Source organism: Parafrankia sp. FMc2, assembly GCF_041008525.1.
In the GTDB taxonomy this organism is placed as follows: Bacteria; Actinomycetota; Actinomycetes; order Frankiales; family Frankiaceae; genus Parafrankia.
Map to the genome: position 1 here is coordinate 19,964 of NZ_JBFLUG010000018.1, position 23,419 is coordinate 43,382.

A 23,419-nucleotide genomic window follows, 5' to 3' on the forward strand; every position below is an offset into this window, starting at 1 on the left:
GACCGGTGCCGTTCCCCCTGCGCGGGATCCGCGTCCTCGACCTTTCTCGTTCCTTCCCCGGTGGTTACTGCACACGGTTGCTCGCCGACCTCGGGGCCGAGGTGGTCAAGGTCGAGGCGCCGGGTGTCGGTGACCCGTTGCGGGGCCCGACCGGGATCTCGCCGACCCATGTCGGGCTGAACCACGGCAAGCGATCCGTCACGCTCGACACCCGAGGCGAGGTTGGGATCGAGGTGCTGCGCAAGCTCGTCGCCTCGGCCGACGCCGTCGTCGACAGCGCTCGGCCGGGTGCGCGGGAGGCGGCGGGCTTCGCGTACGCGCAGGCGGCCGAGGTGAACCCGCGGCTGGTCTGGGCGAGTCTGTCGTCGTTCGGCCTCGACGGCCCGTACGCCGGCCGCGCCGGGCACGAGATCACCTTCCTCGGCCACTCTGGAGCCCTGGCCGCGATCGCGGAGCAGCTTCCGTGGATGCCGCAGACGCCGATCGCCGCGCCGCTGGCGGGAGCGGTCGCGGCGATGGCCGTCTCCGCCTCGCTCGCCCGGGCGGCGCACACCGGTGTCGGCTCCTTCGTCGACGTCTCGCTCGACGACGTCGCGACCTGGATGTTGTCCGGTATGCCGGGCCGGTTCTCGGGCACCGAGTCCGGCATGGGCTGGGCGGCGGGCCGCCGGCTCTACCGGTGCGCCGACGGCCGGTGGGTGACGGTCGCCGCCGCGGAGCCCCGGACCTGGCAGGCGCTGTGCCGGGTGCTCGGTGCCGAGGACCTGGTCGAACGGTTGCGGGCCGGTGCGGACGAGCAGGTGGCGATGGCGGAGCGGTTCGAGAAGGTGTTCGTGACGAGGCCGGCGGCGGCCTGGGTCGCCTCGGATCCCGAGGCGACGATCGGGGCGGTGAACGAGGGGCCGGATCTGGTGGACGACCCGCACGCCGCAGCCCGCGGCGCGCTCGTGGACGTCGCGGGGACGCTGGTCCCCGCGGCACCGTTCCGCTTCGGCGACGACGAAGGGCGACGGCCGCCGGCCGCACCGCCGCCCGCCGCATTGCCGCCGGCCGGACCGCCGGTGCTGGGTGGCGACACCGACGACGTGCTTCGCGCGGCCGGGGTCAGCGACGAGGAGCTGGCCCGGCTGCGGGCTGACGGCATCATCTGACGTCCACAGGGCAGACCTGACGTCGGCCCGGCCACGCGCTCTCAGCAGACCCGTCCCCGGGCCAGGTAGTCCTGGAGGTCCCGCTCAGGACGCGCGGGCCGCGGACACCGCTTTGACAGCCGTCCTGATCAGATCGGCTACTGCGGCCGGCCGGGAGAACATCACCAGGTGGGACGAGTCCACCTCGAGCATGTCGACCCCCGCCCGCCGGTAACCGAAGTACTGGACCTCCGGATTGATGGCGTGGTCCGAGGTGGCGACGATGCCCCAGGCCGGCCTGGTCCGCCAGGCGGCAGCGGACGCGTTCTCCCCGAACGCGACCGCGGACAACGGCCGCTGCGACACGGCGAGCACCGCGGTGACGGCCGGGTCGACGTCATGGGCGAAGACCGCCGGGAACCTCTCAATGTCGACCGAGAGATCGACGCCATCCGGGAAGGGCGTCGCGACCAGCGACCCGGCCAGGTCTGGGTCGGGAAAGCGGCCCTGGAGCTCACCGAGGGATTCGCCCTCCTCGGGGACGAATCCGGCGAGATAGACCAGGCCCTCGACGTTCTCCGCGACACCCGCCACGGTGATCACCGCACAGCCGTACGAGTGGCCGACCAGGAGAACGGGACCCTCGATGGCCGCGAGGACCGACCCGATGTACTCGGCGTCGCCGCCGAGCGAGCGGTTCGGCACGGCAGGCACCACCACCTTGAGACCATCGGCGAGCAGCTCGGGAACCACGCGGGCAAAACTTGACGCGTCGGCGAAAGCGCCGTGGACGAGGACGACGGTCGGCAGTGACATGCTCTTCTGCTCCCTGGACTTGAGTGTGGGCCCGAGTACACCACCCGGTAGTTGACGATTTGTGCATTGCTGCTGCACGGGGTTGCCGGATGAGCACGACTCCGGCGGGCCGCGGTCGTACGATGCGTGACGCGGTTGGTTCGCTCCTGCTGCCGGCGTGCCGTCAAGCCCGTTCACCGGGCTCGCGGTGGCGGCGGTGGAGGGGCGTCGTGAGAGGGAACCCGGTGCGAATCCGGGACTGCCCCGCAGCGGTATGTGGGAACGAACGCCGTCACCACGCACTGGGTGGACTGTCTCCGCCTGGGAAGCGATGGCCAGTAGGTTCACCGGTCCCCGTTGGCCGGTGGGTGCCCGCGAGTCCGAAGACCTGCCCGCCGCTCGCGCGCCGCCGGCGCGTGATGGTCCGTGACCGCGTGGGCGGGTCGCCGGGCCGGGCGTGCGGGGTACGGCGTCACCTGCCGGTGTCGATCACCTGCCGGTGTCTCCCGGTGCTCCTCGCGCCCGGCGTTCTGCCGTCCTTCCCGTTTCCCGGTCACGGCCACTGGTGTGTTTCCCGAGGGAAGGAAACTCATGGCCGACCTCACCGTTCGTCCCCGTCAGGTGGTTCAGGCGGTGTTCCCGTGGTGAGCACGACGGTCGCCGGGTACCCCCGCACCGGGCCGGCGCGGGAGCTGGAGACCCTGACCGGGGCCTACCGAGCCGGGCGGCTTGGTGCGGAGGAGCTGCTCTGGATGGCGCGGCGGATGCGGGCGGAGATCTGGCGGGAGCTCGCCGACGCCGGGCTGGACACGGTGCCGTCCAACACGTTCTCGTTCCACGACCAGGTTCTTGACGTCGCGGTGATGTGTGATGCGGTGCCGGACCGATTCCGTGCCGTTGCGCGCTCGTTCGATCCGCTCGCCGGGCCGCTGGACGTCTACTTCGCGATGGCCCGGGGTGCTGCCGGGGTGGCGCCGCTGGAGACGACCACCTGCTCCGACCCGAACTACCACCATCTGGTGCCCGAGCTCGGGCCGTCGACCCGGTTGATGCTGGTCGACGACAAGCCGCTGCGGGAGTTTCGGGAGGCGGCCGCGCTGGGGGTGGTGACCCGGCCCGTGCTGGTCGGCCCGCTCACGTTCCTGCTGCTGGCGAAGGCGTCCGCCGGCGCGCCGGACGGCTTCCGCCCGTTGGACCTTCTCGACGGTCTCGTGGAGTGCTACGCCGAGCTGCTCGGCCGGCTCGCGGCGGCGGGTGCGGACTGGGTCCAGCTCGACGAACCGGCGCTCACCGGGGATCTGGGCCAGGAGGAGCTGGTCGCGCTCGGACGTGCCTATCGATGGCTCGGCACGCTCCCCGCCCGGCCCAGACTGCTGGTCTCCACCTGTTTCGGGGAGGTCGGAGAGGCCCTGCCCGTCCTGCGCGACGCCCCCGTGGACGGGGTCGGCCTGGACTTCGTAGGAGGGCCGGGCAACACGGCGGCGCTGGCGCGGGTGGGCGGCCTGGGAGACAGGACACTGTTCGCCGGGGTGGTGAACGGCCACGACGGGCGGCGCGCTGATCTGCCTGGTGCGCTGTCCACCTGCGCTTCGCTGCTCGGTCTTGTAGGCGACCTGGTGGTCACCACCTGCTGCTCGCCGCTGCACGTCCAGCTCGATCATGAGGGGGAGACGTCGCTCGACCCGCCGCCGGTCGACCGGATGGCCTTCGCACGGCAGAAGATCGACGAGGTCGTCCTGCTCGGCCGGGCGCTGCGCGACGGCCGGGAGAACGTCGCCGCCGAGATCGACGCGGCCGAGACCAGGCGGCTGGCTGTCCCAGGGTGAGAGAGCCGTAGGGCGGGTGTCCGGTCGGTGGTGCGGGTGCGAGAATCGCCCCATGCACCGGTTGGACGCCCGGGCCCAGCACCGGCTCATCGACGGCGATCGGGCGTGCGACGCGGTGGCCGCGATCGGCGACCGGGCCGACGTCGCCCGCTGGGCCGGCGTCTTCGCCATGCTCGGCGAACCGGGCCGGCTGGCGATTCTGCTGGCCATCCACTACGCCGGCCCGATCTCGGTCTCCGACCTGGCCGCCGCGGTCGGCATGAACGACGCGGCGGTCTCGCAGGCGCTGCGGCTGCTGCGCCACCAGCAGGCCGTCGTCGCCGAGCGGGACGGGCGAGTGATCCGTTACCGGCTCGTCGATCCCGTCGTCGGCGATCTGCTGACCCGGGTACGCCCCGAGCCGGTGCTGCATCACGGTCCCGCGGCGCACGCCCGCTGAACCTGGCCTGAGCCGTGCCAGTCGGGGTGACTGAACGTAAGTAGATCATGCGTGTGGCCTGCCGTGCCGCTACACATGTCGGGGGGCACCTGTCGTGGGCGAATCGTGAAGTTCACACCGGCCCTGTTGTTTGCGTATCCGCATTGACGTGCAGGTGGGGGGCCCGTACGCTGGCGGAGCTTCAGGACAATGATCGGAAGCCGGTGCGAATCCGGCACGGTCGCGCCACTGTGAACGGTGCCCGTCCCCGACGGTCATCGTGAGTCAGACCCGACGTTGTCCGTTCACCGTTTACGGCTCAGGACGCGTCATCCAGGGAGGCTACGAAGTGGCTTCATGCCCAGCCGTCTGACCGAGGGCCGCTCCTCCGAGCGCCGGTCAGCGTTCCGCCGGCTTTCAGTGAAGCTTCAGCGGTGAGTCCGCCGGGATAATCCCGGCTCTTCTCCCGTTACCCTCCGACGGTCCCGACACGGCCTTCAGTTGTCTTCTCCCGCGGCGCGGCGGGGGAAGCGCGCCGCGGTCTTCCGCGACCGCGCCGGAAAGACCGCCGGTCGACCGGGCGGATTCGCGCGGCCCTTCGGAAACGCCCATCGGGCCGGCGGACCCGTCGCGGCGAACTCGCTTCACCTCTTCTGTCTCACCTCTTCTGTCTTACCCCTTTCTCCGTTCGATGGATTCACCGACGCCACGTTCGCGGCGCCCCGAGACCCGAGGACTCAATGACCACGCGGCGACCCCTGACCGAGACCTGCGATCCGCGGCCCACCCGCGCCGGAACCTCTCCCGGCCCTCGGCGCGGCGCTGCCCGTCGCGGCATCCTGCCCGTGGTGGTGGCAGCGCTGCTGCTCCTGGCCGCACTGGTCGCCTGCAGTCCGAGCCCGACCACCGGGGAGCCGGCGTCGGCGAGCGGAACGCAGGCAGCCCGGCACGAGATCACGGTGGTCGACGACGCCGACCGGGAGGTCGAGATCACCGTGCCGGTCCGCCGGGTCGTCGCGTTCAACACGTTCAACGTGGAGTTCATCCGCGCGGTTGGGGCCTTCGACGCGGTGGTCGGCCTGGACGAGGGCTCGGCCGGGGAGAACTACGCCGGCTACTGGGATGATTTCGACATCACGAAGACCGCCGGCAAGGGGCAGGCCGAGCCCAACTACGAGCAGCTCGCCGCACTGAAGCCCGAGGTCGTCATCTTCCCCCGCAACGGCGCCTGGGAGGAGGCGGCGGGAAAACTCGCCGCCTTCGGCATCAAGACTCTGGTCATCACCGGGTGGGACCAGAACGACCACATCTTCAACGTCGAGCTCATCGGGCAGATCTTCGATCGGCAGGAGCAGGCGTCGAAACTCAACGCCTTCTACACCGAATACCGGGATCTGCTCGCCGAGCGCCTTGCCGGCGTGACTCCGAAGCGGGTCTACCTGGAGAACGACAAGGACTTCGCCTCCCCCGTGCCCGGTTCCGGCTGGCATGACATGGTGACCCTCGGCGGCGGGCAGAACATCTTCGGCGACATCCAGTTCACCGACGCCGATTCCGCCCGCGGTTCGGTGCACCAGCTCGACATCGACCCCGAGGCCGTCCTCGACCGCGATCCGGAACTGATCATTCGCAACACCGGTGGCGGGTACGCCCTGGAGTCGGCCGGTGACCTCTCCGCCGAGCGTGCCAACCTGCTCGGCCGGCCCGGCTGGGACGCCATCACCGCCGTCCGTGACGGGCAGGTGTACACCACGAGCTCCTTCCCGATGAACGCCTGCTCGAAGATCATCGGATCGCTGTACGTGGCGAGCTGGCTGCATCCCGAGGCGATGGCCGGGGTCGCCCCAGACGCGATCATGAAGGAGTGGATCGAGACCTACCAGGGTGTGTCGCTGCCGGACCCGGCTGCCTACCGCCTGCACGCGAGCGCCTGACCTCACTGAGATGACCAGCAGCGGCACAACCCACGACGGCGCGGTGGACGCGGGTGCGGCGGAGTCCTCGGGTACGGCGGAGTCCTACGGTGAGGCGGGGCGGGGAGACCCGTTCCGCCTCGCCGGGCGCCGCAACCGTCCCAAGATCGCGATCCTGGCCGCCGCGGCTCTGCTGCTCGCGGCGACCAGTGTCACGGCGGTAGCGGTGGGCGCGAGCGGCATCTCCCTGCGCGACGTCGGCTGGGCGCTGTGGACCCGGGCGCTCGGCATCACGATCAGCACGGACGAGCTCGCGACCCAGACGGTGGTCTGGGAGCTGCGCCTGCCGCGGGTCGGGCTGGCCGTGGCGGCCGGGGCGGGCCTCGCCGTCGCCGGGGTGGTGCTGCAGGGCCTGCTGCGCAACCCGATGGTCAGCCCGTTCACCCTCGGGATCTCCTCCGCGGCGGCCTTCGGGGCGTCGCTGACGATCCTGTTCGGCGACTCGTCCGGGCGCGGCAGCGTGGGGATGGTCGCCAGCGCGCTCGGGATGGCGCTGCTCTGCGCGGGTCTGCTGCTCGGCCTCTCCTGGCTACGCCAGGCCTCCCCGGTCACCCTGATCCTGGTCGGGACGGCGCTGACCTACCTGTTCCAGGCCCTCACCTCGACGATGCAGTACATCGCCAGCGAGAATCAGCTCTCCGAGATCGTCCGGTGGAGCTTCGGCAGCGTCAACGCGGCGACGTGGGCCCAGGTGGCCGCGGTCGGCATACCCGTACTCGTCGCCACGGCGCTGCTCATCGGGCAGGCCGGCAACCTCAACGCGATCGCGTTCGCCGGCGACGACGCCGCGCGCAGCCTGGGCGTGCACGTCCCCCGGACCAGGCTGATCTGCAGCCTGCTGGCGGTGATGCTCGCCGCGGTCATCGTCAGCTTCACCGGGGTGATCGGCTTCGTCGGGCTGGTCGCTCCGCACATCGCCCGGCTGCTCATCGGCGCCGACCACCGGTTCCTGCTGCCGTTCGCCGCGGTCGCGGGCGCAGTGCTGGTCCTCGCCGCCGACACCGCCGGACGCACGCTGTTCTCCCCGGCGGTCATCCCGGTCGGGATCGTCGTCGCCTTCCTCGGTGCGCCGCTGTTCATCAACCTGATCCTCACGCGCCGGAGGCAGTTCCTTTGACCGCCCCGCAGCCCCCGCCGCCCCTGCCGGCACAGCCGTCGTCCCTGAGCCCGACGTCGGTACCGACACTCGAGATCCGGGGAGCGCACTTCGCCTACGGCCGGCGAACCGTGCTCGACGACCTGGATCTCACGGTGCATCGCGGGACCGTGGTCGGGCTGCTCGGTCCGAACGGCAGCGGTAAGTCAACGCTGATCCGGGGCATCTGCCGGATCCACCGCCCGAAGGCCGGCACCTTCATGCTCGGTGACGTCGACCTGCACCGGCTCCCGCCGCGGGAGCTCGCCCGCACCGCCGCCTACGTGCCGCAGGGCTCGCCCGGCCCGTTCTCCCTCACCGTCACCGAAGCGGTCATGCTCGGCCGCACCCCCCACGTCCGGCTGCGGCCGTCCCGCGAGGACGAGCGGCACGTCCGCGAGGCGATGGAGCTGCTGGACCTGGCCGCGCTGGCTGACTGGTATGTGGACGAGCTCTCCGGCGGGCAGGCCCAGCGGGTCGTCATCGCCCGCGCACTCGCGCAGCAGCCCCAGGTGCTGCTTCTGGACGAGCCCACCAGCGCTCTCGACCTGCGCCACCAGGTCGAGACCCTGCACCTCGTCCACACCCTGGCCGTCGAGCGGGACCTGTACGTGCTGATGGCGATCCACGACCTGAACCTCGCGGCCCGTTTCTGCCATCAGGTCGCCCTGCTGCACGACGGCCGCATCGTGACCGCCGGTGCGCCGGCCGGCGTCTACCGGGCCGACCTGCTGGAGCAGGTCTACGGCCTGCCGGTGGAGATCGACATCCGCGCCGGCGTGCCGGAGGTCCGGCCCTGCCTGCCCGCCCGGCGCGTGGCGCCGTCATAGCTCGACGACGGGCGCCACGGGCCTGGCGTCAGGTCAGTCCCCGACGGCAGCCCCGGCAGCGGCTGCCTCGATCTTGAACCCGATCCGACCCGACCCGACCCGGCTCGGCCGCTGGCTGGCTGGCTGGCGAGCCGGCCCGTGCTACCGGTCAGGCCGCAGCGCCGGCCGCCGGGCCGACTGCCGAGCCGACCAGGTTGCGGTACACGTCACGGGTTGCTGTCGACCGATTGAGGGTGATGAAGTGCAGGCCCGGCGCTCCGCCCGCGAGGAGCCGGGCGGACAGCGCGGTGGCGACCTCGATCCCGATCTCCCGCACCGCCATGGCGTCGTCGGCGACCGCCTCCAGCCGGCGGGCCAACGCCGGCGGGAAGGCCGCGCCGGAGAGCTGCGCCATCCGGGTGATCTGCGCGACGTTGGTCACCGGCATCACGCCAGGCACGATCGGCTGGTCGCAGCCCAGCCGGGCAAGCCGTTCGACCAGGCGGAAGTAGGCGTCGGCGTCGAAGAAGAACTGGGTGATGGCGTACCCCGCACCGGCCCGGAACTTGCCGGCCAGCACCCGTGCGTCGGCGTCGAGGTCGGCCGCGCGTGGGTGCTTGTCCGGAAACGCGGCCACGCCGACGCAGAAGTCGCCGAGTGACCGGACGAACGTCACCAGCTCGTCCGCATACGCGAACCCATTGGGGTGGCGCACCCAGGTGCCGAGCGGATTTCCGGGCGGGTCACCACGCAGCGCGAGAATGTCGCGAATGCCCGCACCCGCATAGCTGCCGATCACTCGGCGCAGCTCGGCGCGTGAATGGTTCACGGCGGTGAGGTGGGCGATCGGGGTGAGGGATGTCTCGGTGCCGATCCGTTCGGAGATGCGTACCGTTCCGTCCCGCGTCGATCCACCTGCGCCGTAGGTGACCGACACGAATGACGGCCGTAGCGCCTCGATTTCACGCAGTGCCGTCCACAGGTGCCGCTCCCCGCCCGGCGTCTTCGGTGGGAAGAACTCGAACGAGTACGATGTCACCCCCGAGGCGAGGAACTCGCTCATCGTGGCGGGCCGCCGCGGGCTGCGCGGGCGTGCCTCGATGGATCCCATGGTCTGCACCTGTCCTCACCGCGTAGGGCTGATGATGGTGGACGGGCGCCTGGCGGGCGGGAAATCCCGGGCAGGGTCCTCGGGCGTCCAGCACGGACGCGCAGGAAGGCTCACGCTGATCGTCCTCCAGCACCTCGTGGAAGCGTCATTCGGTGCCGTGGCCGGTATCCTGGCTGACGGAAGAGCGTCTCCGGCCCGGCCTTCCCAGGCTGCACGCAGCCCAGTGACCTCCGCGTCACCGCGGATCGGCCGGAGACTTCCGAACACAGTGGCGAGGGCCGTGCCGGCATCGCACCGGCTTCCCGAGCACCACGGCGCGGCCAGGTTATGCGTGATGGCGACCACCGACAAGACTGCCACGCAAGACGTTGTCCAAATCCGGTAACTGATCGACGGTTTCCAGCGAAGGCCTGACCGCGGCCACGGTCCCCTCACTGCTGGCACAGGCGCGCGAATCCGCCGGGAGCGACTCCGTGCCTGCCTCGTTCCTCGAACCGCGACGCGAGCGAAAGCAGACGGCAGGCCTTCAGTTCGGTCTCGTGCCATTCGGCAGTGGGGTCACTGCCCCAGGTGATGCCGGCTCCCGTGCCGAACAGGAGCCGGTCACCGTCGAGCCAGAACGTCCGGATGGTGACACAGAGCCGTGCCCGGTTGTTGTCCGCGTCCACCCAGCCCATGGCGCCGCAGTACAGGCCCCGCGGTACCGGCTCAACCGCGCCGATGATCCGTAGCGCGCTGGATTTCGGCGCGCCGGAGACGGACCCGGGCGGCATGGTGGCGGCGAGCAGCTCAGGCCAACCGGTCCCGGGCGCCAGCTGTGCCTCGACGGTCGACACCAGGTGGACCAGCCCTGGATGTCTCTCGACAGCGCACAGCGAGGAGACCTTCACCCCACCCGGCCGCGCCACCTGGCCCAGGTCGTGGCGCATCAGATCGACGATCATGACGTTCTCGGCGTAGTCCTTCTCCCGCAGATCTGCCGTCGTCCGCCCGGTGCCCTTGATCGGGCCCGAGCGGACCAGGTCGCCCTCGCGGGCCAGGAACAGCTCCGGCGACGCCCCCACGATCCGCAGGTCGGCCTCGGGCACGTCGAGCACCATGGAGTACGGCGCGGGATTGCCGCGGGCGACGGCGGCCGCCAACGCCGCCAGATCACGGCCGCCTGGTGCCGTCTCCATCTCCGCTGACAGCAGTCGGCACAAATTCACCTGGTAGACCTCGCCAGCGGCGATCTCGGCACGGATCGCTTCCACCCCTGCGAGGTACTCCGCCTGGTCGAGCGAGGTGCGCCAGCTGCCGTGGGACGGACCGGCCCACGCGCCACGGATGAGGCCCGTGAGCGCGGGAGCCGGCCGCACGTCGCGGAACCGAACGAAACGCGCGAGCCCTTCGAAGCCGAGGGCCACGCCCCAGAAGCCGCCTCGATCGAGAACACGCGGATCATCCGCGACCTCCGCGACTCCGGTGGCGAGACGTCCACCGGCGAACAGGAACGAGCCGCGATCGCTGTGGCCCGTCACCGCGCGGTCAGATCGGGGGCCGCACCTGGCGGGCCGCGGCGACCAGATTGGTGAGGGTCGCGCGAACCTCGGGGTAGCCGCGGGTCTTGAGCCCGCAGTCGGGATTCACCCACAGCCGTTCCGACGGGAAGGCATCGGTCGCGATGCGCAGGTGTTCGGCGATCTCGTCGACCGAGGGCACCCGTGGCGAGTGGATGTCCCACACCCCCGGGCCGACCTCGTTCGGGTAGTCGGCCCGGGCGAGGTCGGCGACGATGGCCATCTTCGAGCGCGCCGCCTCCAGGCTGATGACGTCGGCGTCCATGTCGATGATCGCCTGGAGCACGTCGCCGAACTCGGCGTAGCACATGTGGGTGTGGATCTGGGTCTCGTCGCGGACCCCGGAGGTGGTCAGCCGGAAGGCATCGACCGCCCAGGCCAGGTACGCGGCCCGGTCGCCGTCACGCAGCGGGAGAGTCTCCCGCAGCGCGGGCTCGTCCACCTGGATGACCCCGATGCCCGCGGCCTCCAGATCCGTCACCTCGTCGCGCAGCGCGAGGGCGACCTGCCGGGCGGTGTCGGCCCGCGGCTGGTCGTCGCGGACGAACGACCAGGCCAGCATGGTGACCGGGCCGGTGAGCATGCCCTTGACCGGCTTGTCGGTGAGGCTCTGGGCGTAGGTGGCCCACTCGACGGTCATCGGCCTCGGGCGGGAGACGTCACCGAGGATGATCGGCGGCCGGACGTAGCGCGAGCCGTAGGACTGCACCCAGCCGTCCGTCGTTGCGAGGAACCCGTCCAGCTGCTCGGCGAAGTACTGCACCATGTCGTTGCGTTCGGGCTCGCCGTGGACCAGAACGTCCAGGCCGAACTCCTCCTGCTCGGCGATCACGTCACGGATCTCGTCCCGCATCGCCGCAACGTAGCTGTCCGGGCTCATGGTGCCGGTGCGCAGCGCGGCCCGGGCGCTGCGCAGACCCGCGGTCTGGGGGAACGACCCGATTGTGGTCGTCGGCAGCGGGGGCAGGTTCAGCCTCTCGGCCTGCACCAGATCGCGCTTGCCGTAGGGGCTCGCCCGGTACAGGTCCGCGTCGGCCACGGCGCCGGCCCGCTGCCGCACCGCGTCGACCCTGACGAGCGGTGAGGCGGCACGGGAGGCCAGCCGCTCGGCGTTGGCCCGCAGGAGATCGGAGACCGCGTCACGCCCGGCAGTCAGGCCTTTGGTGAGGGTCACGATCTCGTCGAGCTTCTGCCGGGCGAACGCCAGCCATCCCGCGATGCCGGGGTCGAGGTCGCGTTCGAGGGCGACGTCCAGCGGCACGTGCAGCAGCGAGCAGGACGCCGAGACGTCGACCCGGCCGGCCAGGCCGCGCAGGTTCTCGAGGATGTCGAGGGCGGCGGTCAGGTCGGCGGCCCAGATGTTGTGCCCGTTGACCACACCGGCGACGAGCCGCTTGTCGCCGAGGCCACCGGCCGCGGTGAGATCGGCCAGGTTGGCCGACGCCGGCCCGACGAAGTCGAGCCCGATGCCGTCGAGGTCGCTGTCGCGCAGCACCGGCAACGCCTCGCCGACCCGGTCGAAGTAGGTGGCGAGCAGCAGCTTCGGCCGGTCCACCCCCGCGGTCAGGGTGGCGTAGGCACCGCGCAGCGCGTCGAGGACGGCCGCCGGCTGGTCGAGGACGAGCGCCGGCTCGTCGAGCTGGACCCATTCGGCTCCGGCGGCGCGCAGCCGCGCAAGCAGATCGGCGTACAGCGGCACGATCCGGTCCAGCAGCGACAGCGGCTCGAACCCGTCGCCGACCTCGGGAGCTGGCTTGGCCAGCAGGAGGAACGTCACCGGGCCGACCAGAACCGGACGGGTGATCACGCCGGCGTTGCTGGCCTCGGTGAACTCGCGCAGCGGCTTCTCCGGGTCCAGCGCGAAGGAGGTGTCCGGGCCGAGCTCAGGCACCAGGTAGTGGTAGTTGGTGTCGAACCACTTGGTCATCTCCAGCGGCGCCACCTGGTCGTTTCCGCGGGCCATGGCAAAGTAGCGGTCCAGCCTGCCCTGCGGGGTGCTCACGTCCGGGACGGCCTCGCGGTGCCGCGGCGGAACCGCACCCAGCAGGACGGCGGTGTCGAGCACATGGTCGTAGAGCGAGAAGTCGTTGCTCGGGATCTCCTCGACCCCGGCGTCGCGCAGCAGCTGGAGGCGTTCCCGGCGCAGCTGGCGGGTCGTCGCCAGCAGCTGCTCGGCGTCGCTGCTGCCAGCCCAGTACGCCTCGGTCGCCTTCTTCAGCTCCCGCTTGCTCCCCTGTCGGGGGTATCCGTACACCGTCGCGCGACTTGCCGGACCGGTGGTGCTCATGGCCTCTCCTTCGCGAGTCCATTCGACCTCGCGAAAGCGCCAGCACGGCACCGACACCCATCCCGGTCCTGGACGAACGCGGACCAGCAGGTATCGACGGCGCGGACCCGCCCACGAGGCCACAGCCAAACGCGCCCGCGATCGCGGACACGCACAGCGGGCAGGTCTTCGGACTCGCGGGCTCTCCCGATCCGTTCGGATCGGGGTTTCTACTGGCCGTCGCTTCCCAAACCCGGGCCTGGCCGGTGCATCACTGGCCGGGCCCACGCGGGTTCAGTGCTGTCGCGCCACTCCTCTCGGGGTGGCATCGGACGGCGTTCGTTCCCACTCACCGCTGCGGGGCAGTCCCGGATTCGCGCCGGGTTCCCTCTCACGTCTCCCACAGCATCGCCACCCCCGTTGAGGTGAGGAGCTGTGATCGAACCAGCTGCATTCAGCAGCCTAGCAACGGTGGGACGGGCACGTGACCGCGGCCGGCACCGCGGGCGCGGCGCTGGCCACGACACGGCTGGCCGCGGCCGGGCGGAGGAGACGAAGCTCGTGGGTGGCACCCCGTATGATCGTGGGCGCGGTGGGTTCGTCCTCCCGCGGTGGGGTCGGCCCGGGTGGGCTGCCGGAGTGTGCGAGGAACCTCGACATCTCGTGGCAGCGACGGGTGGGCCTGGCAGTGAGGGGACGTCGTAAGAGGGAACCCGGTGCGAGTCCGGGACTGCCCCGCAGCGGTGAGTGGGAACGAACGCCGTCAGTACGCACTGGGTGGATGGTGTACCTGGGAAGCGGCGGCCAGTAGGTTCGTCGGCCGGTCGGCCGACGGTCGTCCGCGAGTCCGAAGACCTGCCCCCCGCCCGCGCGCCGCCGGCGTGCGGGGGTCCGTGACCTCGCGGGTGGGTCGGTGGCCGATGGCGTGTCGCGGGTACGACCGCGGCCGAACGGGCGGGCTGCGCGTCGGTCTCGGGAAAGCCGCCGAGGTGGAATCCGGCATCCGTCCGCCGGCCCCGTGGCGCCCGCCGTCGCGTGGTCGCCTGCCTCCTTCGTACGGCTCACCGACCACGGCGTGCTTCCCGAGGGATGGAACCCATGTCGGTTTCTGGCGACGGCGACGACAGCGACATCGGCACGGTCAGCACAACCGTTCTGGGGTATCCACGGATTGGTCGAGCCCGTGAGCTCAAGGTGGCGACCGAGGCGTACTGGGCGGGTCGTATCGACGCCGCCGAACTGGAACGCACAGGCGCTGCGCTGCGTGCGCAGGTATGGACCGAGCTCGCCGGCGCCGGGCTGGACGCCGTGCCCTCCAACACGTTCTCGTTCTACGACCACGTGCTGGATGCGGCGGTCCTCTTCGACGCGGTTCCCGACCGCTACCGTGGCGTGGCCTCCGCCGCCGCGCGTCCCGGCCGTTCGCTGGAGCTGGACGTCTGTTTCGCCATGGCCCGTGGCGGTGCCGGCCTGCCATCGCTGGAGATGGCCAGCTGGTTCGACACCAACTACCACTATCTTGTGCCCGAGCTCGACCAGGACACCCGGCTCCGGCTGGCCGGGCGCAAGCCGGAACGCGAGTTCACCGAGGCCAGGGCGCTTGGCCTCGACACCCGTCCGGTGCTTGTCGGCCCGCTGACCTTCCTGCTGCTGGCCAGGGCCTCAACCGTCGCGGCGGCCGGCTTCACTCCGCTGGACCTGCTGGACGATTTGGTTGCCGCCTACGCGGATCTGCTTGGCCGGCTGGCCGCGGCGGGCGCTACCTGGGTGCAGCTCGACGAGCCGGCGCTGGCCCGCGACCTGTCGGAGCGGGAGCTCGTGGGGCTGCGCCGCGCCTACACGGCACTGGCTGCGGTGCCGGCGCGACCGAAGCTTCTCGTCTCCACCTGCTTCGGCGAGATCGGCGCGGCTCTGCCAGTGCTCGCGTCGGTCGGTGTCGAGGCGATCGGGCTGGACTTCGTGGCCGCGCCTGGCAACCTGGCCGCGCTCGCCGGCATCGGCGGCATCGGCAGGACGACGATCGTCGCGGGCCTCGTCGACGGCCGGAACGTGTGGCGCACGAATCTGCCGGCCGCGTTGTCGACCTGCGTCCCGTTGCTGGGGCTCGCCGGCGACCTGGTGGTGAGTACCTCGTGCTCACTGCTGCACGTGCCGCTCGACCTCACCCTGGAGCGGGGCCTCGAGGCCGCGCTGGCGGACCGGATGGCCTTCGCCCGGCAGAAGGTCGAGGAGGTGGTGCTGCTCGGCCGGGCTCTGCGCGAGGATCTGCCAGCCGTGTCCGCCCAGCTCACCGGTGCCGAGTCGCGCCGCACGGCCGTGCTGGCCGGTCTTGTCGACGACGGGGTCCGGGCCCGGGTCGCGTCGGTCAGTGGTGACGGGCCGGGCCGGGTGGCGCGGGAGATCCGGGCCGGAGCGCAGACGCGGGCGCTTGGCCTGCCGGTACTGCCGACGACGACGATCGGGTCGTTCCCGCAGACCACGGCGATCCGCGCGGCCCGCGCGTCCTGGCGCGGCGGGGAGATCGCGGAGGCCGCCTACATCCGGGCGATGGAGAACGAGATCGACCAGCTCATCGCGTTACAGGAGGACATCGGCCTCGATGTGCTCGTGCACGGCGAGCCGGAGCGCAACGACATGGTCCAGTACTTCGCCGAGCAGCTCGCCGGCTGCGCGGCGACCGAACACGGCTGGGTGCAGTCCTACGGGTCACGCTACGTCCGTCCGCCGATCCTGTTCGGCGACGTGTCGCGACCGGCGCCGATGACGGTGCGGTGGGTGTCCTATGCGCAGTCGCGTACGCAAAGGCCCGTCAAGGGAACACTGACCGGACCGGTGACAATGCTCGCCTGTTCGTTCGTCCGCAACGACCAGGCGCTGGCGGAAACCGCCCGTCAGGTTGCTCTCGCCCTGCGCGACGAGATCGATGATCTGCAGGCCGCCGGCGTCCGGATCATCCAGGTCGACGAACCGGCGATCCAGGTGCTGCTGCCGCTGCGCCAGGCGGGATGGAAGGAGTACATGGACTGGGCGGCAGGTGTGTTCCGGTTGGCGACCTCGTCGGCGGACGCCGAGACGCAGATTCACGCCCATCTCTGTTACGCCGAGTTCGGTGACGTCGTGGCCGCGATCGGCGACCTTGACGCCGACGTCACCAGCGTCGAGGCCGCACGCTCGCGCATGAAGCTGGTCGCGGACCTGCGGCGGACGGGGCGCCACCGGGCGATCGGCCCCGGTGTCTACGATGTCCACTCGCCGCGAGTGCCGACCGTGGCGGAGATGGAGGAGGCGCTGCAGCTGGCACTCGACGTGATCGAGCCCGCCCGGCTGTGGGTCAACCCGGACTGCGGGCTGAAGACCCGGGGGTACGCCGCGGTCGAACCCGCGCTGCGCAACATGGTCGCCGCCGCCGGCCGGGTTCGTGCGGCCCTGCCGGCCAGTAGCCGGACGGGCAGTGAGCTGCGTGGAGTCTGATCGCACGGACCCGCCTCGCAGTTCCTGCCCGCCCGACCATGGCTGGGCCGTCAGATGTCGAGAAGGTGTTCGCAGTAGGCGCGTTCTGTGACGAAGCCCGGAAGGCTCTCGTCGAGTGCGCCGTATCGGACGAGGTCACGTAGCGCGCCGACGCGGTCCGCCGGGCGGCCCTGCCAGGTTCCGGTGAGCGCTGCGAGCTCCTGCTCGAGAAGGGACTCGACAAGCGTCCTGGTGACTGGCTGGCTGTTGTCCATCAGAGTGCCGTGCTGTATCCATTGCCAGAGCTGGCAGCGGGAGATCTCCGCGGTGGCGGCGTCTTCCATGAGCCCGTCGATGGCGACGGCGCCGCGGCCGGAGAGCCAGGCGTCGAGATAACGGACAAGGACCGAGACGTTGGTCCGGACGCCGCCGACCGTGACCGCGCCGGAGGTCTTGTGCACCGCGAGCAGGTCCGTCGCGGTGGTCTCGAGGCCTTGGCTCTGCTGCCTGCTCCCGACCTGGTTCGGTCGTTCACCGAGCACGGCCGTAAAGGCCTCCTGGCAGGTCTCGACCAGACCGGGGTGAGCGACCCACGAGCCGTCGAACCCGTCAGCGGCCTCTCGGTCCTTGTCGGCACGGACCCGTGCCAGAGCGTCCTTCGTCGCCTCGGCATCTCTGCCCGGGATGACAGCTGCCATCCCGCCGATCGCATGGGCCCCGCGTCGGTGGCACGTGCGGACGAGCAGTTCGGTGTAGGCCCGCATGAACGGCACTGTCATGGTCACGTCGCTGCGGTCGGGCAACACGAACTCAGGATCCGAACCGAAGTTCTTGATCAGGCTGAAAACGTAGTCCCAGCGACCAGCATTGAGGCCGGAGGCATGGTCACGCAGCTCGTAGAGGATCTCCTCCATCTCGAAAGCCGCGGTGATCGTCTCGATGAGAACGGTCGCCCGGATCGAGCTGACCGGAAGGTCGAGCCGGTCCTGTGCGAAGACGAAGACGTCGTTCCAGAGCCTCGCCTCCAGATGGCTTTCCAGTTTCGGGAGGTAGAAGTAGATTCCTTCGCCGCGGTCGACCCGCGCCTGGGCATTGTGGAAGAAGTACAGCCCGAAATCGACCAGCGCACCAGCTATCGGTTCGGAGTCGACCTGGATGTGGCGCTCGGGCAGGTGCCAGCCACGTGGGCGGACCACGATTGTGGCGGTGCTGTCCGCGAGCGTGTACTCCCGACCGACCGCGGTGACATGTCGGAGGGTTCCGGCGACGGCATCCTTCAGGTTGATCTGACCCTCGATGATGTTGGCCCAGGTCGGGCTGGTCGCATCCTCGAAGTCGGCCATCCAGACCTCGGCACCCGAGTTCAGGGCATTGATCGACATCTTCGCATCGGTCGGTCCGGTGATCTCCACGCGCCGGTCGACGAGGCCCGCTGCCGGTGGCGGAACCTGCCACCCGGAGTCCTCGCGAATGTGTCGGGTCTCGGGCAGGAAGTCGAGCGCGTCCCGGGCCGGGTTGCGATGGCTACGGGCCTCGAGGATGGCGCGGCGCCGGGCCCCGAAGGTCCGATGCAGCTCGCGCAGGAAGTCGAGGGCCGACGGCGTGACTATTTCGTCGTAACGCGGGCCGTCGTGGCCCCTGACCGTGACATGGCGGATCGCGGAAGGGGTGGCCGCCTTGACATTCATCAGAACTGCGCCTCCTCGGTCGATCCGGTCAGCGCGGTGGTCGAGGACTCGGGGTTGACGGTGGTGCTGATAGCGTCGAAATAGCCCGTCCCGACCTCGCGCTGGTGGCGGGTCGCGGTGTAGCCGAGAGCCTCGGCCCCGAACTCGCGCTCCTGCAGGTCGACATAGGCGGTCATGCCCTCGCGGGCGTAACCGTACGCAAGGTCGAACATCGAGTAGTTGAGGGCGTGGAAGCCGGCCAGAGTGATGAACTGGAACTTGTAGCCCATGGCACCGAGCTCGCGCTGGTACTTGGCGATGGTGGCGTCGTCGAGGTTCTTCTTCCAGTTGAAGGACGGCGAGCAGTTGTAGGCCAGCAGCTGGTCGGGGCGCTCCTTTCGGACGCCCTCGGCGAACTGGCGGGCAACCTCCAGGTCGGGCTCGGAGGTCTCCATCCACAGCAGGTCGGCGTACTCGGAATAGGCGATGCCCCGCTCGATGCACGGCTCCACACCGTTGCGGACGTGGTAAAAACCCTCCGATGAACGCTCACCGGTGATGAACCTGCGGTCGCGTTCGTCGACATCGCTGGTGATGAGCGTCGCGGCCTGGGCATCGGTGCGGGCGATCACGATGCTGGGTACGCCCGCGACGTCGGCCGCGAGGCGCGCCGCGTTCAGGGTGCGCTCGTGCTGCCTGGTCGGGATGAGCACCTTGCCGCCGAGATGGCCGCACTTCTTCTCCGAGGAGAGCTGGTCCTCCCAGTGCACCCCGGCCGCACCGGCAGCGATCATCGCCCGCATCAGTTCGTAGGCGTTGAGCGGACCGCCGAAGCCGGCCTCGGCGTCGGCGACGATCGGTGCGAGCCAGTCGCGGGTCACGTCGCCCTCGGCATGCTCGAGCTGGTCCGCGCGCAGCAGGGCGTTGTTGATCCTGCGCACCACGGCCGGCACCGAGTTGGCCGGATAGAGGCTCTGGTCCGGGTAGGTGTGGCCGGCCAGGTTCGCGTCGGCGGCGACCTGCCAGCCCGACAGATAGATCGCGCGCAGTCCGGCGCGGACCTGCTGGACAGCCTGGTTGCCGGTCAGCGCGCCGAGCGCATGTACGTACTCCGGAGCGTCCGGCGCCTGCCCGCTGACCAGCTCCCACAGCTTGCGGGCACCGAGATCGGCCAAGGTGTGGGCTTCCTGGACGGTACCGCGGAGCCGGACGACATCGGCACCGCTGTAGTCACGCCTGACTCCCTTCCAGCGCGGGTCGTTCGACCACTGCTGCTCCAGCTCTTCGGCGTTGCGCGGGTTGCTCGTCATGGCGGTCTCCTCCGGGGTGCGTGGCCGGCTGGCAACCAGCACACCTCCTGCGAGGCAGGGGGGCCATGCACGCACTCGGCCAACTTCTGACAACCACATCCGCGGGTGTTGCAAAGTTTGCGAAAGAGGGCCCGCAAATTCCCTGGCCGACCTGCCTTCCACCTCTGTGGCCGCAGTGGGTTGATCTGCCGGAACATCGATCATGACGGTCGGCGGGAATTGCACCGGGGAGCCACGAGGCAGCTGATGGAGAAATGAGGGCCCTGTCGGGAAATGTGGTCAGGGCGGCACCCTACGCGCACTTTCGGACGGCACTAGGATACTGGTTCATGGACAAGGTCTTCGCGGGAACACGTCTGCGTCGACTGCGTGAGGAACGCGGCCTGAATCAGGTCGAGCTCGCTCGCATCCTGATGATCTCGTCGAGCTACCTGAACCAGATCGAGCACGACACCCGGCCGCTCACCGCCACGGTGCTCGTGCGGCTGGCCGAGACCTTCGGGATCGACCCGGCCTTCTTCACGCCACGTGACACCGCCAGGCAGCTCGCCGAGCTGCGTGAGGCGCTGCCGGAGGCCACCAGAGGCCAGCCGCTGCCACTCAGCGACCTGCAGCAGGTCGCGGCGTCCATGCCCGAGGTGTCCGATGCCGTGGTTGCCCTGCACCGTCGCTATCGCGACGCGATGACGCTGCTGGAGTCGCTGACCGACGGCCGTACCGAGACCCCGGCCCTGATGTCGCACGAGCAGGTGCGGGACTTCTTCTACCGCCGGCAGAACTATGTCGACGTGTTGGACCGGACCGCGGAGGACCTCGCCGCGACTGTTGGTACGCGCCGCGGTGAGGTCCGCCGGCGGCTACGGGTGTACCTGGAGGACAGGCACGGCATACGGGTCGTCACGGCGCGCGGTGCCGACGAGGGCGCCACCCACGTCTTCGACGGCGGTGGGCGCACCCTCACCCTCGCCGCCGACCTGCGACCCGGGCAGCAGGCGTTCCGAATGGCCGAGCAACTGGCCTATCTGGAGGCCGCCAGGGAGATCGACGAGACCCTCGACGCCGAGGAATGGCCCGACGAGACCACTCGGGGGCTCGCGAGAATCGGGTTGGCACATCACTTCGCCGGTGCGTTCGTGCTGCCCTACGGTCCCTTCTTCCGCGCCGCGGAACGGCTGAGCTACGACGCCGAGCTGCTTGCCGAGTACTTCGGTGTGGGTTACGAGACGATCGCGCACAGACTGAGCACTCTCCAGCGGCCAGGCATGCGCGGCGTGCCGTTCATCTTCGTACGCGTCGACAGGGCAGGGAACATCTCCAAACGGCAGTCCGCGACGAGCTTCCACTTCTCCCGCAGTGGGGGGACCTGTCCGCTCTGGAACGTCTATGACGCCTTTACCGCGCCCGGGCGCGGCAACGTTCAGGTTGCCGAAATGCCCGACGGTCAGCGCTACCTGTGGATCGCCCGCACCGTCACGCGCCGTCGCGGCGGCTACGGCGCTCCGGTGAAGACCTTCGTCATCGGTCTCGGGTGCGAACTTCGCCAGGCCGGCCGCCTCGTCTACAGCAAAGGCCTCGACCTGGCCCACCCCGAGGTGACGTTGATCGGCCCGGGGTGCCGCACCTGCGATCGCGGCGAGTGCCCACAGCGCGCCGCGCCGCCGATCGGTCGCCCGCTCCTCGTCGACGAGTCCCGCGGGAGCTTCACGCCCTACCCGCTCCGGCAGCCGCAATGACCGTCCGCCAGCCGATGGGCCGTCCGGATCCCGCGGTGTCTCCTCGGGACCGCTACCCGCGGGGGTTGCGTAATCCTCCCCCCTCCGCAGCTGCAATGGGCAGCATTGTCACGGTCAGCCGGTCAGCCGGTCAGCCGGTCAGCCGGTCAGCCGGTCAGCCTGCGAGCCGGTGCGCGGCGAGTGGGACGCTGCGCTCGTCGGAACCGACGTAGCTCGACAGTGGCCGGATGAGCGCGTTCGCGGCGAGCTGCTCGATGACGTGCGCCGTCCACCCGGTGATCCGTGACATGACGAAGATCGGGGTGAAGGTCGGGATGTCGAAGCCCATCAGGTGGTAGGCCGGCCCGGTGGGGAAGTCGAGGTTCGGGTGGAGGTTCTTCTCCCGGATCATCACGGCTTCCAGCGCCGTGTACATCGCCAGGACCTGCTCACCGGCCTCGCCGTTCGCCTTGGCGAGGCGTTCCAGCTCGGCCCGCATTGTGGGAACCCGAGAGTCGCCGGACTTGTAGACGCGGTGCCCGAAGCCCATGACCTTGCGCCTGCTCTCGAGTGCGTCGAGCATCCACCGCTCGGCGTCGGCCGGGTCGCCGATCTCGTCGAACATGTGCATGACGGCTTCGTTCGCACCGCCGTGCAGGGGGCCCTTGAGAGCGCCGATACCCGCGGTCACCGCGCTGTAGATGTCGGACAGCGTCGAGGTGACGACCCGGGCGGTGAACGTCGAGGCGTTGAAGCTGTGCTCGGCGTAAAGAATGAGCGAGACGTCGAAGGCCCGCACGATCGCGTCGTCGGGCACCTCGCCGAAGCACATGTGGAAGAAGTTCTCGGCGAACCCGAGGGACGGGTCGGGCAGGATCGGGTCCTGCCCGCGGCGGCGGCGCTGGTCGATGGCGACCACCGTGGGCAGCTTCGCCATGAGGTCGAGTGACTTGACCAGGTTGGCCTCGATAGAGCCGTCGTCCTCGGTGGGGTCCTGAGCACCCAGGTAGCTGACAGCGGTGCGCAGGACGTCCATCGGGTGGCACGTTTCGGGCAGCCGGGCGAGCAGGCCCATCAGGGTCCGGTCGATGCCGCGGCGGGCGCGTTCGGCGTCGGTGAAGCCGCGCAGCTGCTCGGTGGTGGGGAGCTCACCGTGCCAGATGAGGTAGGCGACCTCCTCGAACGAGCATTCGGCGGCGAGCTGCTGCACGGGGTATCCGCGGTAGGTCAGCGAGTTGGTGTCGGGGTTGACCATCGACACGGAGGTGGTGTCGACGACGACTCCGGCCAGACCCTTGCGCACCGTGGATTCGGTGGTGGCCATGGCAGATGTCCTTCCAGAAGGGAAGACGGACGTTCAGATCCGGAAGTTGAAGATGTCGGTGTCGAAGGCGTTGTACGCGGGATAGTCGAGGAGTTCGTAGAGCCGGGAGCGGGTTTGCATCCGGTCGACCAGGCCGGCCTGGGTGCCGTCGGCGAGAATGCGGCGCAGGCCGTCCTCGACGGCGCCCATCGCCAGGCGCAGCAGGGTGACCGGGTAGATGACCAGGTTCACACCGGCGGAGGCCAGCGTGTCCGCCGTGAGGAGTTCGCTTTTCCCGAACTCGGTCATGTTGGCCAGGATCGGCACGTCGACGGCCCTGCGGACGGCCTCGAACTCGGACGCGTCGGCCATCGCCTCCGGGAAGATCATGTCGGCGCCTGCGCCGGCGTAGGCGCGGGCCCGTTCGAGGGCACCTTCGAGTCCTTCGGAGGCGCGGGCGTCGGTACGTGCGCAGATGACGAAGTTGTCGTCGCGGCGGGCGGCGACGGCCGCGCCGATCCGTCGGACCATCTCGTCGGTGCTGACCACGGACTTGCCGTCGAGATGCCCGCACCGTTTCGGGTTGACCTGGTCCTCGAGGTGGCAGCCGGCGAGGCCGGCGTCCTCCAGGGTCTGGATGGTGCGGGCGATGTTCATCGGCTCACCGAAGCCGGTGTCGGCGTCGACGAGGGCGGGCAGGTCGGTGACCCGGGCGATCTGCCCGGCCCGGCCCGCCACCTCGGTGAGCGTGGTGAGGCCGATGTCGGGCAGTGCAAGGTCGGCGGAGAGCACCGCGCCGGAGATGTACACGCCGTCGAAGCCGAGTTCGGTGATGAGAACGGCGGACAGCGGGTTGAACGCGCCGGGGAAGCGCAACAGCCGGCCTGTGCGCAGCGCGTCACGGAACGCGGCGCGGCGGGCGTGGGCGGGTGTTCTCGCGTGCAGCATCGGTCGG

General features: G+C 70.2%; 16 protein-coding genes and 5 riboswitches. Of the genes, 8 read left to right on the forward strand and 8 right to left on the reverse strand.

Going from position 1 to position 23,419, the window contains the following annotated elements:
* Positions 1 to 5 precede the first annotated feature (5 nt).
* Positions 6 to 1,151: a CaiB/BaiF CoA transferase family protein gene (locus AB1460_RS09260; RefSeq protein ID WP_368960332.1), complete on the forward strand. Its 1,146-nt coding sequence runs from the start codon at positions 6 to 8 to the stop codon at positions 1,149 to 1,151.
* An 84-nt stretch (positions 1,152 to 1,235) separates the two neighbouring features.
* Here AB1460_RS09260 and AB1460_RS09265 read toward each other — a convergent pair whose 3' ends face one another.
* Positions 1,236 to 1,946, reverse strand: coding sequence for an alpha/beta fold hydrolase (locus AB1460_RS09265; protein WP_368960334.1), 711 nt, complete (start codon positions 1,944 to 1,946; stop codon positions 1,236 to 1,238).
* A 212-nt stretch (positions 1,947 to 2,158) separates the two neighbouring features.
* A riboswitch (cobalamin riboswitch) is annotated at positions 2,159 to 2,315 on the forward strand.
* A 254-nt stretch (positions 2,316 to 2,569) separates the two neighbouring features.
* Here AB1460_RS09265 and AB1460_RS09270 point away from each other — a divergent pair.
* The 5 genes from AB1460_RS09270 (at position 2,570) to AB1460_RS09290 (ending at position 8,107) form a co-directional block, all read left to right on the forward strand.
* Positions 2,570 to 3,751, forward strand: a complete 1,182-nt coding sequence (locus AB1460_RS09270) for a hypothetical protein (RefSeq protein WP_368960335.1) — start codon at positions 2,570 to 2,572, stop codon at positions 3,749 to 3,751.
* A 52-nt stretch (positions 3,752 to 3,803) separates the two neighbouring features.
* Positions 3,804 to 4,190 (forward strand): ArsR/SmtB family transcription factor, encoded by a 387-nt coding sequence (locus AB1460_RS09275; protein WP_018639574.1) that lies wholly within the window; start codon positions 3,804 to 3,806, stop codon positions 4,188 to 4,190.
* Between the two features lie 195 nt (positions 4,191 to 4,385).
* A riboswitch (cobalamin riboswitch) is annotated at positions 4,386 to 4,460 on the forward strand.
* Positions 4,461 to 4,909: 449 nt separating this feature from the next.
* Entirely contained in the window at positions 4,910 to 6,103 is a 1,194-nt protein-coding gene (locus AB1460_RS09280) for an ABC transporter substrate-binding protein (RefSeq protein ID WP_368960336.1), read from the forward strand.
* Positions 6,104 to 6,113: 10 nt separating this feature from the next.
* On the forward strand, positions 6,114 to 7,259 hold the full coding sequence (locus tag AB1460_RS09285) for a FecCD family ABC transporter permease (RefSeq protein WP_368960338.1): 1,146 nt from the start codon (positions 6,114 to 6,116) through the stop codon (positions 7,257 to 7,259).
* Positions 7,256 to 8,107, forward strand: coding sequence for an ABC transporter ATP-binding protein (locus AB1460_RS09290; RefSeq protein WP_368960339.1), 852 nt, complete (start codon positions 7,256 to 7,258; stop codon positions 8,105 to 8,107). The genes AB1460_RS09285 and AB1460_RS09290 overlap by 4 nt, the downstream gene beginning before the upstream one ends.
* Before the next feature lie 148 nt (positions 8,108 to 8,255).
* Here AB1460_RS09290 and metF read toward each other — a convergent pair whose 3' ends face one another.
* From metF to metE (AB1460_RS09305), 3 genes are all read right to left on the reverse strand, one after another.
* Positions 8,256 to 9,197, reverse strand: a complete 942-nt coding sequence (metF, locus tag AB1460_RS09295; protein WP_368960341.1) for a methylenetetrahydrofolate reductase [NAD(P)H] — start codon at positions 9,195 to 9,197, stop codon at positions 8,256 to 8,258.
* A 141-nt stretch (positions 9,198 to 9,338) separates the two neighbouring features.
* Positions 9,339 to 9,526: riboswitch (cobalamin riboswitch) on the reverse strand.
* A gap of 102 nt (positions 9,527 to 9,628) precedes the next feature.
* Positions 9,629 to 10,717, reverse strand: a complete 1,089-nt coding sequence (locus AB1460_RS09300) for a chorismate-binding protein (RefSeq protein ID WP_368960342.1) — start codon at positions 10,715 to 10,717, stop codon at positions 9,629 to 9,631.
* A gap of 7 nt (positions 10,718 to 10,724) precedes the next feature.
* Positions 10,725 to 13,043, reverse strand: a complete 2,319-nt coding sequence (gene metE, locus AB1460_RS09305) for a 5-methyltetrahydropteroyltriglutamate--homocysteine S-methyltransferase (protein ID WP_368960343.1) — start codon at positions 13,041 to 13,043, stop codon at positions 10,725 to 10,727.
* Between the two features lie 141 nt (positions 13,044 to 13,184).
* A riboswitch (cobalamin riboswitch) is annotated at positions 13,185 to 13,456 on the reverse strand.
* A 268-nt stretch (positions 13,457 to 13,724) separates the two neighbouring features.
* A riboswitch (cobalamin riboswitch) is annotated at positions 13,725 to 13,879 on the forward strand.
* Between the two features lie 241 nt (positions 13,880 to 14,120).
* Between metE (AB1460_RS09305) and metE (AB1460_RS09310) the strand changes: the two genes are divergently transcribed.
* Positions 14,121 to 16,493 (forward strand): 5-methyltetrahydropteroyltriglutamate--homocysteine S-methyltransferase, encoded by a 2,373-nt coding sequence (gene metE / locus AB1460_RS09310; protein ID WP_368960344.1) that lies wholly within the window; start codon positions 14,121 to 14,123, stop codon positions 16,491 to 16,493.
* Between the two features lie 50 nt (positions 16,494 to 16,543).
* Here the strand turns inward: metE (AB1460_RS09310) and aceB are convergent, their stop codons facing one another.
* Together aceB and aceA are read right to left on the reverse strand one after the other, a co-directional pair.
* Positions 16,544 to 18,160 carry a malate synthase A gene (gene aceB / locus AB1460_RS09315; protein ID WP_368960346.1) on the reverse strand — a complete coding sequence of 539 codons (1,617 nt, stop codon included), beginning with the start codon at positions 18,158 to 18,160 and terminating at the stop codon, positions 16,544 to 16,546.
* Entirely contained in the window at positions 18,160 to 19,449 is a 1,290-nt protein-coding gene (gene aceA, locus AB1460_RS09320; protein ID WP_368960348.1) for an isocitrate lyase, read from the reverse strand. Before aceA ends, aceB begins: the two co-directional genes overlap by 1 nt.
* Before the next feature lie 329 nt (positions 19,450 to 19,778).
* Between aceA and AB1460_RS09325 the strand changes: the two genes are divergently transcribed.
* The gene (locus AB1460_RS09325; protein ID WP_368960350.1) at positions 19,779 to 21,182 is read left to right on the forward strand and encodes a short-chain fatty acyl-CoA regulator family protein; all 1,404 of its coding nucleotides are present in this window, start codon (positions 19,779 to 19,781) and stop codon (positions 21,180 to 21,182) included.
* Positions 21,183 to 21,336: 154 nt separating this feature from the next.
* On the opposite strand, the gene AB1460_RS09330 is transcribed toward AB1460_RS09325, so the two are convergent.
* Together AB1460_RS09330 and prpB are read right to left on the reverse strand one after the other, a co-directional pair.
* On the reverse strand, positions 21,337 to 22,485 hold the full coding sequence (locus AB1460_RS09330) for a bifunctional 2-methylcitrate synthase/citrate synthase (RefSeq protein WP_368960352.1): 1,149 nt from the start codon (positions 22,483 to 22,485) through the stop codon (positions 21,337 to 21,339).
* Between the two features lie 33 nt (positions 22,486 to 22,518).
* The gene (gene prpB, locus AB1460_RS09335; protein ID WP_368960354.1) at positions 22,519 to 23,412 is read right to left on the reverse strand and encodes a methylisocitrate lyase; all 894 of its coding nucleotides are present in this window, start codon (positions 23,410 to 23,412) and stop codon (positions 22,519 to 22,521) included.
* Positions 23,413 to 23,419 lie beyond the last annotated feature (7 nt).

Bases quoted from the DNA above. Each gene is read 5' to 3' on its own strand.
- metE (WP_368960344.1), top strand. From the start codon at position 14,121: ATGTCGGTTTCTGGCGACGGCGACGACAGCGACATCGGCACGGTCAGC.
- AB1460_RS09265 (WP_368960334.1), bottom strand. From the start codon at position 1,946: ATGTCACTGCCGACCGTCGTCCTCGTCCACGGCGCTTTCGCCGACGCG.
- aceA (WP_368960348.1), bottom strand. From the start codon at position 19,449: ATGACGAGCAACCCGCGCAACGCCGAAGAGCTGGAGCAGCAGTGGTCG.
- AB1460_RS09275 (WP_018639574.1), top strand. From the start codon at position 3,804: ATGCACCGGTTGGACGCCCGGGCCCAGCACCGGCTCATCGACGGCGAT.
- metE (WP_368960343.1), bottom strand. From the start codon at position 13,043: ATGAGCACCACCGGTCCGGCAAGTCGCGCGACGGTGTACGGATACCCC.
- aceB (WP_368960346.1), bottom strand. From the start codon at position 18,160: ATGAATGTCAAGGCGGCCACCCCTTCCGCGATCCGCCATGTCACGGTC.
- metF (WP_368960341.1), bottom strand. From the start codon at position 9,197: ATGGGATCCATCGAGGCACGCCCGCGCAGCCCGCGGCGGCCCGCCACG.
- prpB (WP_368960354.1), bottom strand. From the start codon at position 23,412: ATGCTGCACGCGAGAACACCCGCCCACGCCCGCCGCGCCGCGTTCCGT.
- AB1460_RS09280 (WP_368960336.1), top strand. From the start codon at position 4,910: ATGACCACGCGGCGACCCCTGACCGAGACCTGCGATCCGCGGCCCACC.
- AB1460_RS09325 (WP_368960350.1), top strand. From the start codon at position 19,779: ATGGACAAGGTCTTCGCGGGAACACGTCTGCGTCGACTGCGTGAGGAA.
- AB1460_RS09330 (WP_368960352.1), bottom strand. From the start codon at position 22,485: ATGGCCACCACCGAATCCACGGTGCGCAAGGGTCTGGCCGGAGTCGTC.
- AB1460_RS09285 (WP_368960338.1), top strand. From the start codon at position 6,114: ATGACCAGCAGCGGCACAACCCACGACGGCGCGGTGGACGCGGGTGCG.